General features: G+C 71.8%; 15 protein-coding genes. 8 read left to right on the top strand and 7 right to left on the bottom strand.

The window, feature by feature from the left end:
* Positions 1-206 precede the first annotated feature (206 nt).
* Positions 207-551, bottom strand: coding sequence for a hypothetical protein (locus ACWD3E_RS23295; RefSeq protein ID WP_451352419.1), 345 nt, complete (start codon positions 549-551; stop codon positions 207-209).
* A gap of 109 nt (positions 552-660) precedes the next feature.
* On the opposite strand from ACWD3E_RS23295, the gene ACWD3E_RS23300 reads away from it, so the two are divergent.
* Positions 661-987, top strand: a complete 327-nt coding sequence (locus tag ACWD3E_RS23300; RefSeq protein ID WP_451389475.1) for an LPXTG cell wall anchor domain-containing protein — start codon at positions 661-663, stop codon at positions 985-987.
* 52 nt (positions 988-1,039) lie between these two features.
* Positions 1,040-1,762 carry a hypothetical protein gene (locus tag ACWD3E_RS23305; protein WP_451389476.1) on the top strand — a complete coding sequence of 241 codons (723 nt, stop codon included), beginning with the start codon at positions 1,040-1,042 and terminating at the stop codon, positions 1,760-1,762.
* Positions 1,763-1,822: 60 nt separating this feature from the next.
* On the opposite strand, the gene hutH is transcribed toward ACWD3E_RS23305, so the two are convergent.
* The 3 genes from hutH to ACWD3E_RS23320 form a co-directional block, all read right to left on the bottom strand.
* Entirely contained in the window at positions 1,823-3,361 is a 1,539-nt protein-coding gene (gene hutH, locus ACWD3E_RS23310) for a histidine ammonia-lyase (protein ID WP_451389678.1), read from the bottom strand.
* A gap of 123 nt (positions 3,362-3,484) precedes the next feature.
* On the bottom strand, positions 3,485-4,627 hold the full coding sequence (locus ACWD3E_RS23315; RefSeq protein WP_451389477.1) for a diguanylate cyclase domain-containing protein: 1,143 nt from the start codon (positions 4,625-4,627) through the stop codon (positions 3,485-3,487).
* Between the two features lie 77 nt (positions 4,628-4,704).
* Positions 4,705-5,499: an enoyl-CoA hydratase/isomerase family protein gene (locus ACWD3E_RS23320; RefSeq protein ID WP_451389478.1), complete on the bottom strand. Its 795-nt coding sequence runs from the start codon at positions 5,497-5,499 to the stop codon at positions 4,705-4,707.
* Positions 5,500-5,700: 201 nt separating this feature from the next.
* Here ACWD3E_RS23320 and ACWD3E_RS23325 point away from each other — a divergent pair, with 201 nt between their 5' ends.
* Positions 5,701-6,312, top strand: a complete 612-nt coding sequence (locus tag ACWD3E_RS23325) for a hypothetical protein (RefSeq protein WP_451389479.1) — start codon at positions 5,701-5,703, stop codon at positions 6,310-6,312.
* Positions 6,313-6,319: 7 nt separating this feature from the next.
* Here ACWD3E_RS23325 and ACWD3E_RS23330 read toward each other — a convergent pair whose 3' ends face one another.
* A complete protein-coding gene (locus ACWD3E_RS23330) occupies positions 6,320-7,426 on the bottom strand; it encodes an adenylate/guanylate cyclase domain-containing protein (RefSeq protein ID WP_451389480.1) in 1,107 nt (368 codons plus the stop codon).
* Positions 7,427-7,903: 477 nt separating this feature from the next.
* Positions 7,904-8,764 (bottom strand): biotin--[acetyl-CoA-carboxylase] ligase, encoded by an 861-nt coding sequence (locus ACWD3E_RS23335; protein ID WP_451389481.1) that lies wholly within the window; start codon positions 8,762-8,764, stop codon positions 7,904-7,906.
* A gap of 111 nt (positions 8,765-8,875) precedes the next feature.
* Here ACWD3E_RS23335 and ACWD3E_RS23340 point away from each other — a divergent pair, with 111 nt between their 5' ends.
* Genes ACWD3E_RS23340 through ACWD3E_RS23355 form a run of 4 tightly spaced genes read left to right on the top strand, consistent with a single transcriptional unit; the run spans position 8,876 to position 11,543 of the window.
* Positions 8,876-10,471 (top strand): acyl-CoA carboxylase subunit beta, encoded by a 1,596-nt coding sequence (locus ACWD3E_RS23340; RefSeq protein WP_451389482.1) that lies wholly within the window; start codon positions 8,876-8,878, stop codon positions 10,469-10,471.
* A gap of 42 nt (positions 10,472-10,513) precedes the next feature.
* On the top strand, positions 10,514-10,723 hold the full coding sequence (locus ACWD3E_RS23345; RefSeq protein ID WP_451352427.1) for an acyl-CoA carboxylase epsilon subunit: 210 nt from the start codon (positions 10,514-10,516) through the stop codon (positions 10,721-10,723).
* Positions 10,724-10,770: 47 nt separating this feature from the next.
* Positions 10,771-10,899: a morphogenic membrane protein MmpB gene (gene mmpB / locus ACWD3E_RS23350; protein ID WP_451389483.1), complete on the top strand. Its 129-nt coding sequence runs from the start codon at positions 10,771-10,773 to the stop codon at positions 10,897-10,899.
* Between the two features lie 26 nt (positions 10,900-10,925).
* Positions 10,926-11,543 carry a Maf family protein gene (locus ACWD3E_RS23355; protein WP_451389484.1) on the top strand — a complete coding sequence of 206 codons (618 nt, stop codon included), beginning with the start codon at positions 10,926-10,928 and terminating at the stop codon, positions 11,541-11,543.
* Here ACWD3E_RS23355 and ACWD3E_RS23360 read toward each other — a convergent pair.
* On the bottom strand, positions 11,515-12,123 hold the full coding sequence (locus ACWD3E_RS23360; RefSeq protein ID WP_451389485.1) for a hypothetical protein: 609 nt from the start codon (positions 12,121-12,123) through the stop codon (positions 11,515-11,517). The genes ACWD3E_RS23355 and ACWD3E_RS23360 overlap by 29 nt on opposite strands.
* Positions 12,124-12,498: 375 nt before the next feature.
* On the opposite strand from ACWD3E_RS23360, the gene ACWD3E_RS23365 reads away from it, so the two are divergent.
* On the top strand, positions 12,499-14,271 hold the full coding sequence (locus tag ACWD3E_RS23365; protein WP_451389486.1) for an acetyl/propionyl/methylcrotonyl-CoA carboxylase subunit alpha: 1,773 nt from the start codon (positions 12,499-12,501) through the stop codon (positions 14,269-14,271).
* Positions 14,272-14,301 lie beyond the last annotated feature (30 nt).

Genomic DNA, 14,301 nt, shown 5'->3' on the forward strand with positions numbered 1-14,301 from the left:
CCATCGTTGCCGATCCACGAAAACCCCGAGAGTCCCCCCGTTACGGAGCCATCAACGCTAAGGACGTTTCGTCCCTTTCCACACCCCTTTGTGGGGCACACCACGCCTCCGTCACGACGGGTGGTACGAGTGGTCCGTGTGGTCCCCGAGACGACGAAACCCCGGACGGCGGTTGCCGTCCGGGGTGACAGGTGCCCCCGTGACGCTCAGCCGATGCCGTCTTCTTCGTCGTCGTCCTCCCCATCATCCTCGTCCCGCTCCCAGTCGGGCGCATCGGGGTCGTACTCGATGTGCTCGCTGGACCAGGACGCCTGCTGCAGTTCCAGCCCGGGCACCTCGCTGACCAGGTCGAACGGGTCCACGAGATAGGCGAGGGCCTCCGCGGTGTCCTCCGTCACAGCGGTCTCGGCGTGCGCCCGCTCCTCCTCGGGCACCTCGGGATCGGCGGCGAGCCTGCGCAGTGCCGCCTTGGTCACCTCGTCCGCGTCCTGCACTTCGAGGACCAGCTCCACACGAAGCCGTACAAACTGTGCTGTCTCTTCGACGTTCATGGCGCGAGCGTACGACTGAAACCTCCCGTGACTTTCCCGTGACCCGCGATTTTCACTAACATCACCTCACACGGCCAATTCACCAGCGTCACAAGGGGATCGATATTCCGTGTCATCCGCTCGCCGCCCGCTGCTGACCGCCACCGCCGCCGGCACCCTGCTGTGCGCCCTGTGGTTCGTCCCCTCCGCCCACGCGTCGCAGGACGACCCGGCGAGAGCTGTGGTGACGGAAGTCGCGTCGACACAGGTCACCCAGCAGGCCAAGGCGGTGTCGACGGTGACCGCCGAGGCCGCCGGAACCGCCACGGACGGAGCCGAACTCGCCGACACCGGAAGCTTCGACACCACCCCGTACGTCGTCGGCGGCACCGCCTTCCTCGCCCTGGGAGCCGGCTTCGTGGCGTATTCGGTACGCCGGGAACGGCTGGGTTTTTAACTTCCCTTGAATTGCCTTGACTATTCTTTGGCGGACCACGCATAGTCCGCTCATGAAGAGATCATCGGGCGTGCGGCTGTGCGCCACCGCAGCTGTGAGCGTACTGTCGCTCGCCCTCATCACCGGCTGTTCCGAGGGAAGTTCGAAGGACTCCGGGAACGCCAAGGGCACGGACGCGGCCGGGCCGGCCGCGAAGGCACTGAGCGCCGCGGAGTTGAAGAACCGGATCATCGCCGAGGGCGAGGTGCCCGGGCACAAGGTCACGGCCGTCCAGGGCGGCATCCCGGCCAAGAGCACTCTGAAGGTCACCGACGCGGCATGCCAGCCGGTGGCCTACGCCCTGTTCGGGCAGTCGCCGGGCGACGCGGCGGCGCAGACCAGCCGCGAGGCCGCGGCGGCGGAGAAGTCGATGAACGCGGACCTCACCGTGGTCACCCTGTCCTCGTACAACGGGGACGGCGCCGAGAAGGCCCTGCAGTCTGTCTCCGACGGGGTGAAGGCCTGCGCGGGCGGCTTCGCGGTCAAGCCGGACGGCGACCGGCAGCAGATCACGAAGATCGCCGAGGAGAAGTCCTCGGGCTCGGGTGACGCGTCCGTGGCCTTCGCGGCGACCAGCAAGTCCGACGGCGAAGAGGGCGTCATGCACGTCGAGGTCGTACGGCACGGGAACACCGTCGTGTCGTACACCACGGTCGACCTCGGCGCGATGGTAGCCAAGAAGGCGTACTCGGTGTCGGCCCCGGTGGTCAAGGCCCAGTCGGCCAAGCTGAAGTGACGTAGGAGCAGAGAAAAAAAGGAGGGGCCCTGTCCGGCGACAGGGCCCCTCTTTCGCTGCCTACTGGAGCGGGCCGGTGACCGACTCCGCCGCGGTGACGAGGTGTCCGCCGCGCACGAAGGCGTCGGCGGCGGCCAGGTCGGGGGCCAGGAAGCGGTCCGGGCCGGGGCCCTGCACGCCGGCGGCGCGCGTGGCCTCGATGACGGCCTGGGAGGCGGGCGCCGGGGTGAGTCCCTCGCGCAGCTCGATGGCGCGCGTGGCGGCGTACAGCTCGATGGCGATGACCCGGGTGAGGTTGTCGACGGCGGTGCGCAGCTTGCGCGCGGCCGACCAGCCCATGGACACGTGGTCCTCCTGCATGGCGGAGGACGGGATGGAGTCCGCGGAGGCCGGTACGGCGAGCCGCTTCAGCTCGCTGACCAGCGCGGCCTGCGTGTACTGGGCGATCATCAGGCCGGAGTCGACACCCGCGTCGTCGGCGAGGAACGGCGGCAGGCCGTGGCTGCGGTTCTTGTCCAGCAGCCGGTCGGTGCGGCGCTCGGCGATGGAGCCGAGGTCGGCGGCGGCGATGGCGAGGAAGTCCAGGACGTACGCGACGGGGGCGCCGTGGAAGTTGCCGTTCGACTCGACGCGGCCGTCCGGCAGGACGACGGGGTTGTCGACGGCGGAGGCCAGCTCGCGCTCGGCGACGGTCCGGGCGTGGGCCATGGTGTCGCGGCCGGCACCGGCGACCTGCGGGGCGCAGCGCACCGAGTAGGCGTCCTGGACGCGGGGCGCGTCGTCCTGGTGGTGCCCGGTGAGCTGGGAACCCTTCAGCACGGCCAGCATGTTGGCGGCCGAGGCGCCCTGTCCGGGGTGGGGGCGGATGGCGTGCAGCTCGGGCGCGAGGACCTTGTCGGTGCCGAGCAGCGCCTCCAGGGTGAGGGCGGCGGTGACGTCGGCGGACTTGTACAGGGTGTCCAGGTCGGCGAGGGCCATGATCAGCATGCCGAGCATGCCGTCGGTGCCGTTGAGGAGGGCCAGGCCCTCCTTCTCGCGCAGCTCGACGGGCTGGATGCCGTGCTCGGCGAGCAGCTCGCCGGCCGGACGTACGACGCCGTCGCGGCCCTCCGCGTCGCCCTCGCCCATGAGGGTCAGGGCGCAGTGGGAGAGCGGGGCCAGGTCGCCGGAGCAGCCGAGGGAGCCGTACTCGTGCACGACCGGGGTGATCCCGGCGTTGAGCACGTCGGCCATGGTCTGGGCGACCTCGGGCCGGACGCCGGTGTGCCCGGAGCAGACGGTCTTGAGCCGGAGGAACATCAGGGCGCGGACGACTTCCCGCTCCACCCGCGGGCCCATGCCGGCGGCGTGCGAACGGACGATGTTGCGCTGCAGCTGGGCGCGCAGTTCCTGGCTGATGTGCCGGGTCGCCAGGGCTCCGAAACCGGTGGAGACGCCGTAGACCGGGTCCGGCTTGGCCGCCAGCGCGTCCACGATCTCCCGGGCCGCCGTGAGTGCCGCGACCGCCTCAGCAGACAGCTCGACGCGGGCGCCGCCGCGCGCCACGGCGAGAACGTCGGACGCCGTGACACCGGACGTCCCCACCACCACAGTGTGCATATCCATATTCAGGAGCGTACGCATTGAATGCGGGGATGTCACTAGGGTGGATGTCACCAGTGGGGAACGGGAGCGCCCCTTACCTCCGGCGACGGCCGCCTCATGACTTCCGGCCCGGACACCTCATGGCTGCCGGCCGCGGAACGAGCGCCGCTCGGCCTGCGCGGGCGTGGGCTCGTCCGCCAGCCGCAGGACCGGGTCGTCCGGGCCCTCGCGGCCCGCCACCACCGGCCGCCGCGCCCGCATCGCCTTCGCCCGGTACTGCGCGGCGTCCGCCAGCCGGAACAGCCGGCGCGCGGAGCGGACGGTGCCGATCGGATCCGCGGTCGAGGCGATACCGCACGCCACACCCTCCCCCAGCTCCAGCTCCGCCGCCCGGCGGCACAGTTCCTCCGCCGCCTTGACGACGTCGTCGGCGGACGGGCCGACCGCGAGCAGACAGAACTCGTCCCCGCCGAGCCGCGCGGCGAGCGCGCCCGGCACCATCGCCCCGCACAGGGACAGCACCGAGCCGAAGCGTTCGAGGAGCCGGTCGCCGACGGCGTGGCCCTGGGTGTCGTTGACCCGCTTGAGCCCGTTGAGGTCACAGACGACGAGACTGACGACCGCCCCTTCGGCACGGTGGCGCTCGACGGCCTCCTCCAGGCGCACATCGACGGCGCGCCGGTTGGCGAGCCCGGTCAGGGCGTCGGTGTACGCGAGCCGGCGGGCCTCCTCCAGCCGCTCGGTCTGCGCGATGCCCGCGGCGACGACGGCGGCCAGGACGGTGGCGAAGTCGGCGTCGGCCCGCTCGAACACGGGCTCGCCGACCGGGCGGGCGACGTACAGCTCGCCCCAGGCCCGGCCGTGCAGCACGACGGGGGCGACGACACAGCAGCCACGGCCGCGGCGGCGCAGGGCGGCGACGCGCCGATGGTGGTACCCGGGGGTCCCGGCGGCGGTCCCCTCGGCGGTCTCCACCCACGCGTTGGGGCCGCCCCCGCCGGCCCACCGCTCGTGCAGGAACTCGGTGATCTCCGGGAACTGGTGCACCGGATAGGTCTCGGCCTCCGGGAACTCCTCCTCGTCCGGGCGCCGGTCCCCCACGTTCACGAGGACCCGCAGCCGCCCCAGCCCCCGCTCCCACACCGACAGCGCGGCGAAGCTCCCGTCAAGCGCCCGGCACGCACCGAGCGCGGCGGCCCGCCACGACTCCCGCGGAGTGTGCGCCCCCGCCATCCACTGAGCCAGCGCCACGACGGCGGCGAGCCGCTTGTCCTCACCCATCATTCCAGATTAGGGAGTAAATCAGACAAACGGGTGCATTGATGTGCAGCTGCGGGCAGTCGTGCCGCAGGGCAGCCCTACTCCCCCGGCCACTGCGGCTTCCGCTTCTCGTTGAACGCCGCCACGCCTTCCGCCCGGTCCCCCGAGAACGCCACCGAGCGCCACGCCGCGTCCTCGACCTCGAGGCCGGCCCGCAGGTCCAGCCCGTGCCCCAGCCGCAGCGCCCGCTTGGCCGCACGCAGGCCCACCGGGGAGTTCCCGGCGATCCGCTCACCCAGCGCCAGCGCCTCCTCGCGGTCCCGGCCCGCCTCCACCAACTGGTCCACCAGGCCCAGCTCGCGCGCCTCCTCGGCCTCCAGCCGCCGCGCCGAGAAGATCAGCTCGGCCGCACGCGCCGCGCCGACCCGCCGCGGCAGCAGCTGCGTACCGCCGCCGCCCGGAATCACGCCCACGGACACCTCCGGCAGCCCCACCACGGCCGTACGGTCGGCCACGATCAGGTCGCAGGACAGGGCCAGTTCGAAGCCGCCGCCCAGCGCGAAGCCGTGCACGGCCGCGATCGTCGGCATCGGCAGCTCCAGCACCCCGGTGTACGCACCGCGGGCGACCGGCCGCTGCCGCACCAGGTCCGCGTCGCTGAAGGAGTTCCGCTCCTTCAGGTCCGCGCCGACACAGAAGGCCCGCTCGTGCGACGAGGTCAGGACGACGACCCGCGCGTCCCGGTCGGCGGCCAGCGCCGCGCACGCGCCCGCGATGGAGCGGGCCATCTCCGTCGAGACGGCGTTCATGGCCTTGGGCCGGTCCAGCACCAGCTCTGCCACGTGTCCGTGCCGCCGCACCAGCACGAACTCCCCGAACCGCTCCTCGCTCATGACACCCTCCGGTTAACGCGGGTTAACTCACTGTCGGCCTGATCATCGCAGCCGTACCCCGCCCCGCGGAAGAGCCGCCCCTGTCGCCGCCCCTACGCCCGTTCGAGTGACATCCCGCCCTTCTCACCCCACACCGCCCACGGCACCGCATAGCGTGCGCTGCGCCATGACGCGCCCCCGGCGCGCGGCGGGGAGGGAACCATGACACCGATACGCACAGGTGCACCGTCCACGACCGAGTCCGACATACGACGCGGGCGGCACCGCAAGCCCCCGCCCCGCAAGCTGCTGCTCGCCGCCGGGGGGCTCGCCCTGGCCGCGGGCGTGCTCAGCCTCGTGCGGGTCTCGCCGGAGTCCGGGGTCGGCGCCCCCGGCACCGCGGAGGCCGAACCGCGGCTCGGGCCGGACGCCGGGGCCACGGACGGCTCGGCGAAGCCCGTCGCCACCGTCGCCGCCGACCCCTCGGCCGTGCCCTCCGCGACCTCCGTCATGGGCGGCGTGAGCGCCGTACCGGCGTCCCCGGGCAGCACGCCGACCGCGCCCGGCGCCGCGCCCACGGCAGCACCCGCCGGCAGCGCCGGACCGACCACCGTCCCGACCCCGGCCCAGCCCGCGCCGAGGACCACACCGCGGCCTGCGGCGACGACGTCCGCCCCGCGCCCGGCCCCGACGACTTCCTCCGCCACACCGACGCCCACCCCGGCCCCGAGTCACAGCACGGCCGCGCCCGACCCGGGCCCCGTGTGTCTGCCGGTGCTCGGGCTGTGCGTGGACCTGGACCTGTCGGGAAGCGCGGAGAAACAGCAGAGGTAGCGGGCGTCTACGGCTGCGCCTCACGGCGCGCCAGCAGCCACGGTTCCACCACGCCGAGGCCACGGACCGGGCGCTGCCACATCGGCTGGAGTGCGAAGCGGTACGTCGGCGGCTCCTCGCCCTCCTTCTCCGCGGCTGCCGCCGCCTCGGCCGCCTCCGCCTCCGAGGCGGGCGCCTCACCGGTGCGGATCAGCTCCTCGGCGAAGGCGCTGTCGACGAGGACGGCGTCGCGCGGGGCTATGGACGTCAGGCGGGAGGCCAGGTTCACCGTCGTACCGAAGACATCGCCCATCCGGGTGGTCACCGTGCCGAAGGCCATGCCGACGCGCAGTTCCGGCATCGTCTCGTCGTTGGCCATCGTCTCGACCAGCCGCAGCGCGATGTCCGCGGCCGTCCCCGCGTCGTCCGCGGAGTACAGCACCTCGTCGCCGAGGGTCTTGATGAGCCGGCCGCCTCGCGCGGCCACCAGGTCGGCGGCGGTGGTCTCGAAGGCCTCGACCAGCTCGCCGAGTTCCTCCTCCTCCATCCGGCGGGTCAGCCGGGTGAACCCGACGAGGTCGGCGAAGCCGACGACGAGCCGCCGGTCCACCATCTCCTCGTCGTCCCCGGCCTGGACGACCCGCCCGGTCGCGGCGGCGAGCTGACGGCGCCAGACGTAGACGAGGAACTCCTCCAGCTCGGGCAGGAGCAGCTCGACCAGCGGGTACGTGACCTCCGTGCGGGTCATGCCGGGCTCGGGCGGCTCGGTCAGGCCCTCCAGGAAGGAATCGATCTGCCATTCGGCCAACCGGGCGGTGGTCTGCCCCGTGGACCGGGCCACCTGCACCGCCATGGCCTCGCTCAGCAGGCCCGCCTCGACCAGGCCGGCGAGCCGGCGCAGGGCCAGTACGTCGGCCTCGGTGAGGGCCTTGGCCTGGCCTATGTCCGCGAAGCCCATGGCCCGCCAGAACCGCGAGGCCAGCTCCATGGAGACGCCGGCGCTGCGCGCAGCCTGGAAAGGCGTGTAGCGCCGCTCGGCGCCCAGGATGAGCTGTTCGAGACGCAGGGCCAGCGGGTCCTCGCCGGTGTCGGCGGCGTCCGCGCCCGCGCCGGAGCCCGTGTCGTCGACGGTCACGCCTGCTGCCCTTCCGATCTGCCGCGGTCACGTATCGACCGGCCTCAACTCTACGGCAGGTGTGGGTTAGCTCACTCCCGGGAGGCGAGCGTTGCCTCAGGTGCACTCATCTGGGCCGAAGGGCCGGTCACGCAGCTCGCAAGCCGCACTCGCGCCGGCCGCGAGGGGCCGCGCGCACCGGTCGCAAAGGGCGGCTCACGAGAGTCACACGCTGGGCGCACGCCGGTCGCACGAGCGCGCCCACGAGGGTCGCTAGGTCCTGTCGTCACATTCCCGTCGTCCGCCCGAAGGGCGGGCACTGCGGCGTCTGGTGCGTGCGATCGCAAGGCGCCGGAGCGCCCTCGATGGGGGTCCCCCCGCGCGAGCGTGTTCGAGCGTGGGGGAGGAGTCACGTGGGCGCTCCGGCAACGCGGCGAGCGTGCGTGCCAGGCGTCGCAGGGCAGGCGGGAATGTGACGACAGGGCCTAGGGGGTGCGCTCACGCCGGGCGCAGGTGGACGATGTCGCCCGCACCCACCGGCTCCTGCAGCCCGTCCGCCGTGGCGATGACCAGCCGCCCGTCACTGTCGATCGCGACCGCCTCCCCGACGACCGCCCGGCCCCCCGGCAGCTCGGCCCGTACGGAGCGGCCGAGCGTGGCGCAGCCCGCCGCGTACGTCTCCTGGAGGCCGCTCGCGGCCGGGTCGCCGCCCGCCGCGCGCCAGCGGCCGTACCAGGTCTCCAGTTCGCGCAGCATCGCCCGGAGCAGCGGGTCCCGGTCCGTGCTCACCGCGTCGGCCAGCACCAGCGAGCCCGCCTGCGGTACGGGCAGTTCCTCCGCGCGCAGGGTGACGTTGATGCCGACGCCGACGACGACGCCGTCCTCCCCGGCCCGCTCGGCGAGGATGCCGCCGGCCTTGCGTTCCTCGCCGCCGACGGTCACGAGCAGGTCGTTGGGCCACTTGAGTGCCGTGTCGACCCCGGCAGCCCGGGACAGGCCCGTCGCCACCGCGACGCCGGTGAGCAGCGGCAGCCAGCCCCAGCGGGCCACCGGCACCTCGGCCGGCTTCAGCAGGACGGAGAAGAACAGGCCCGAGCGGGCCGGTGCCGTCCACTGGCGGTCCAGCCGGCCCCGCCCGGCGGTCTGCTCCTCGGCGACCAGGACCGCACCCTCGCCCGCCTCACCGGCCTTGGCGCGGGCCACCAGGTCGGAGTTGGTGGAGCCGGTACGCAAAACCACGTCGAGCTGCGACCACAGGCCCCCCTCCCGCAGCAGGCCCCGGCGCAGTGCCGTGGCATTCAGCGGAGGGCGGTCCAGATCGGACCAACGGTTGTCGTCTGCTGCATTGTGCGGCGTCATGCAAGTCACCCTAGGTGTGGGAAACGCCGCACTGCTGACCGGCAGGCGCGCCACTACTCTACGGCTGAGTAACCGTTCCCCCATTTGAGCAGGCAGGGAGCCGCGATCCCGATGTCCGAGCCGGTACAGATCGACATTCACACGACCGCGGGCAAGCTCGCGGATCTGGAGCGCCGTAACCACGAGGCGACGCACGCCGGCTCGGAACGCGCCGTAGAAAAGCAGCATGCCAAGGGCAAACTGACGGCCCGTGAGCGGATCGAGCTGCTGCTCGACGAAGGGTCGTTCGTCGAGCTGGACGCGTTCGCGCAGCACCGCTCCACCAACTTCGGGCTGGAGAAGAACCGCCCGTACGGTGACGGCGTCGTCACCGGGTACGGGACCGTCGACGGGCGGCCCGTCGCCGTGTTCTCGCAGGACTTCACCGTCTTCGGCGGTGCCCTCGGCGAGATCTACGGCCAGAAGATCGTCAAGGTCATGGACTTCGCGCTGAAGACCGGCTGCCCGGTCATCGGCATCAACGACTCCGGGGGCGCCCGCATCCAGGAGGGTGTCGCCTCCCTCGGTGCCTACGGCGAGATCTTCCGCCGCAACACGCACGCCTCCGGTGTGATCCCGCAGATCAGCCTGGTCGTCGGACCCTGTGCGGGCGGTGCGGTGTACTCCCCCGCGATCACCGACTTCACGGTCATGGTCGACCAGACCTCGCACATGTTCATCACCGGGCCCGACGTCATCAAGACCGTCACCGGCGAGGACGTCGGCTTCGAGGAGCTGGGCGGCGCCCGCACCCACAACAGCACCTCGGGTGTGGCCCATCACATGGCGGGCGACGAGAAGGACGCCATCGAGTACGTCAAGCAGCTGCTGTCGTACCTGCCGTCCAACAACCTCTCCGAGGCCCCGGTGTTCCCGGAGGAGGCGGACCTCTCCCCCAGCGACGAGGACCGCGAGCTGGACACGCTGGTCCCGGACAGCGCGAACCAGCCGTACGACATGCACTCGGTCATCGAACACATCCTGGACGACTCCGAGTTCTTCGAGACGCAGGCCCTGTTCGCGCCGAACATCCTCACCGGTTTCGGGCGGGTCGAGGGCCACCCGGTGGGTGTCGTCGCCAACCAGCCCATGCAGTTCGCGGGCTGCCTGGACATCGACGCGTCCGAGAAGGCCGCGCGCTTCGTGCGCACCTGCGACGCCTTCAACATCCCGGTGATCACCTTCGTCGACGTGCCCGGCTTCCTGCCCGGCGTCGACCAGGAGCACACCGGCATCATCCGGCGCGGCGCCAAGCTGATCTACGCCTACGCCGAGGCGACGGTCCCGCTGATCACGGTCATCACCCGCAAGGCCTTCGGCGGCGCCTACGACGTCATGGGCTCCAAGCACCTGGGCGCGGACCTCAACCTGGCCTGGCCGACCGCCCAGATCGCCGTCATGGGCGCGCAGGGCGCCGTCAACATCCTGCACCGCCGGACCCTCGCCGAGGCGGAGGCGAGCGGGGAGGACGTGGAGGCCGTGCGCGCCCGGCTGATTCGGGAGTACGAGGACACTCTCCTCAACCCGTACGTGGCGGCTGAGCGCGGTTACATCGACGCGGTGATCATGCCGTCCGACACCCGCTCCCACATCGTCCGCGGCCTGCGTCAGCTGCGCACCAAGCGGGAATCCCTGCCCCCGAAGAAGCACGGCAACATCCCGCTCTAGCCCTGGCCCCGGCCGATCGAGAGGATCGAGGAGAAAGCCGTCATGACGATCAAGGTCGTACGAGGCAATCCCACTCCGGAGGAGCTGGCCGCCGCCCTGGCGGTGGTCCGCGCCCGCGCCGCGGCGGCAGCGGTGACGCCGTCCGGCGCGACAGGACCGCGCGACGCGTGGTCCGACCCGTCCCGCATCGCCGCGGCCCACCTGCCGAAGCCGGGCCCGGCGTCGTGGACGCGCACTTACTGGCCAAGCTGAGTACGGGTACTCAGGCACTCGCGGCTCCCTCCGGCCACGCTGGAGGGATGCTGTGGTCAGACCCCGAGAACGAGCCGCCCGAAGAACTGCGCGACATGCAGGAGATGCTGCGGCGGCTCGGCCTCCTCATGGCTCTGGCCATGGTGCTGGCGATGATCGTGATCGGCCTGAGGTAGCGCAGCGACACCGCTAACCTGGCCGCATGACTGCTAAGCCCCGCAGGCGCCTCGTCCTCGCCTCCGCGTCCCCCGCCCGGCTGGGCCTGCTCCGGCAGGCCGGACTCACCCCCGAGGTGATCGTCAGCGGGGTCGACGAGGACGCCGTCACCGCGCCCACCCCGGCGGAGCTGGCGCTCGCCCTTGCCGAGGCGAAGGCCTCCGTCGTGGCGGCCAAGCCGGAGGTGCAGGGCGCCCTGGTGATCGGCTGCGACTCCGTGCTGGAGCTGGAGGGCCAGGCGCTCGGCAAGCCCGCCGACGCCGAGGAGGCCACCGCCCGCTGGAAGTCGATGCGCGGGCGGGCGGGGATCCTCCAGACGGGGCACTGCATCTGGGACACGACGGCCAAGCGGTTCGTCGCCGGGGTCGCCTCCACCGTCGTCCGCTTCGGCGAGCCCTCCGACGAGGAGATCGCCGCGTACGTGGCCTCCGGCGAACCCCTCTACGTCGCCGGGGCGTTCACCCTGGACGGCCTTTCGGCGCCGTTCATCGAGGGCATCGACGGCGACCACGGCAACGTGATCGGCATCAGCCTGCCCCTCGTACGGCGCCTGCTGGCCGAACTGGGGATCGGCATCACGGAGTTGTGGGCACCAGCTGAGTGACCTGCGCGGGAACGACCTGGGACGGGACCGAGTCCTGCGGCTCGTCGTCCCCGTCCTGGGGTTCACCCGTACAGCCCTCCGGCTCGCCCGCCCCGCCAGGCGCCGCGGCCGGCGGGGCCGGCTCGGTCTCGGCCTTCGGGTCGCCGCCCGCGCCCGGGGCACCGCCTGAGGCGGCCTGTTCCGGGCCCGCCGCGCGGTCGTACGTCATCAGGAGCAGCACGATCAGCCCGAGGACGACGACCATGAACAGGAACGCCGTCCAGCCGACCAGGCCCCAGGCGAACGCGCCGAGCAGGCCGTGCACCACCGCCATGCTGATCAGCAGGATGCGCCCGAAGCCGGCGGGCGCGCGGTCGCGTATCGCGACCAGCACGGCCACCAGGGCGCACAGCGCGAAGTAGAGGCCGAAGACGACTCCGCCGACCTTCGAGGACATCGACATGACGTCGGGGTCGAGGCCGGCCAGCGACATCCTCTGCCGGTCCACGACCACTCCGAGGAACCAGTTCAGAGCGGCGATGCCGAGAGCCTCCGCCAAGAGGACGACCGCCACGGCCAACGCCACCGGTCTGCGCACCACCGGCCCCCACCCACTTTCGACCTCAGCCCAAGCAGAGCTGCTGTTACCTGAAGTACGTTCGAGTCATCGCGAACGCTACTAACGGGTAAACCCAGGGACAAGGGTCTGTACCGCAGCAAAGAATCGTTGGGCCATTCGTAGGGACTCGACAAAGAAACAGAGTGGGGCGCGGCACGCTCTCACAGAGACCTTGGCCACATGACAGGGCTAGGGTTTTCCGGAGGAGTCCTGCGTACCGGGGTACGACAAGGGATTTCGCAGGTCGAGCGAGCCTCGAATCACACTCCGTGTGGGCAAGCTCACCATTGGGGATGGGTCGATGCGCCGTGTCGGCAGTCCCTAAACTCGGCTTGTTTCAAGGAGGGAGCCTCAATCGTGCGCAAGGTGCTCATCGCCAACCGTGGCGAAATCGCTGTCCGCGTTGCCCGGGCCTGCCGGGACGCCGGTATCGCGAGCGTGGCCGTCTACGCCGACCCGGACCGGGACGCTCTGCACGTCCGGGCCGCGGATGAGGCGTTCGCCCTGGGCGGTGACACTCCGGCCACCAGTTACCTGGACATCGAGAAGGTCCTGAACGCCGCGCGCGAATCCGGCGCGGACGCCATCCACCCCGGCTACGGCTTCCTCTCCGAGAACGCCGACTTCGCGCAGGCGGTGCTGGATGCGGGCCTGATCTGGATCGGCCCGCCGCCGCAGGCCATCCGCGACCTGGGTGACAAGGTCGCCGCGCGTCACATCGCGCAGCGCGCGGGCGCCCCGCTCGTCGCCGGTACGCCCGACCCGGTCTCCGGCGCCGACGAGGTCGTCGCCTTCGCGGAGCAGCACGGCCTGCCCATCGCCATCAAGGCCGCCTTCGGTGGCGGTGGCCGCGGCCTGAAGGTCGCCCGGACCCTCGAAGAGGTCCCGGAGCTCTACGAGTCCGCGGTGCGCGAGGCGGTCGCCGCCTTCGGTCGTGGCGAGTGCTTCGTCGAGCGTTACCTGGACCGTCCGCGCCACGTGGAGACCCAGTGCCTCGCCGACAAGCACGGCAACGTGGTCGTCGTCTCCACCCGTGACTGCTCGCTGCAGCGCCGCCACCAGAAGCTGGTCGAGGAGGCGCCGGCGCCGTTCCTGAACGACGAGCAGGTCGCCGAGCTGTACCGCGCCTCCAAGGCCATCCTGAAAGAGGCCCGCTACGAGGGCGCCGGCACCTGTGAGTTCCTGGTCGGCCAGGACGGCACGATCTCCTTCCTGGAGGTCAACACGCGTCTCCAGGTGGAGCACCCGGTGACCGAGGAGATCACCGGCATCGACCTGGTCCGCGAGATGTTCCGCATCGCCGACGGCGAGGAACTCGGCTACGACGACCCGGCGCTGCGCGGTCACTCCTTCGAGTTCCGCATCAACGGCGAGGACCCGGGCCGCAACTTCCTCCCGGCCCCCGGCACGGTGACGCGGTTCGACCCGCCGGCCGGCCCCGGTGTCCGCCTGGACGCGGGCGTGGAGTCCGGCTCGGTCATCGGCCCGGCCTGGGACTCGCTGCTCGCCAAGCTGATCGTCACCGGCCGCACCCGCAAGGAGGCCCTGGAGCGGGCCGCCCGCGCCCTGGAGGAGTTCCAGGTCGAGGGCATGGCCACGGCGATCCCCTTCCACCGCGCGGTGGTCAAGGACCCGGCGTTCGCCCCCGAGCTGACCGGCTCCGAGGGCCCCTTCTCGGTCCACACCCGCTGGATCGAGACGGAGTTCGTCAACGAGATCAAGCCGTTCACCGCTCCCGCCGACGCCGAGGCGGAGGAGGAGACGGGCCGTGAGACGGTCGTCGTCGAGGTCGGCGGCAAGCGCCTCGAGGTCTCCCTCCCGTCCTCCCTGGGCATGAGCCTGGCCCGCACGGGCCTCGCGGCGGGCGCCAAGCCGAAGCGCCGCGCGGCCAAGAAGTCCGGCCCGGTGGCGTCCGGCGACACCCTCGCCTCCCCGATGCAGGGCACGATCGTCAAGGTCGCGGTCGAGGAGGGCCAGGAGGTCAAGGAGGGCGAGCTGGTCGTCGTCCTGGAGGCCATGAAGATGGAGCAGCCCCTCAACGCCCACAAGGCGGGCACCATCAAGGGCCTGACCGCCGAGGTCGGCGCATCGGTCACGTCCGGCGCGGCGATCTGCGAGATCAAGGACTGACGGAACCTTCTACGACACGCCCGGTGGACC

This window comes from Streptomyces sp. NPDC002676 (genome assembly GCF_053592455.1).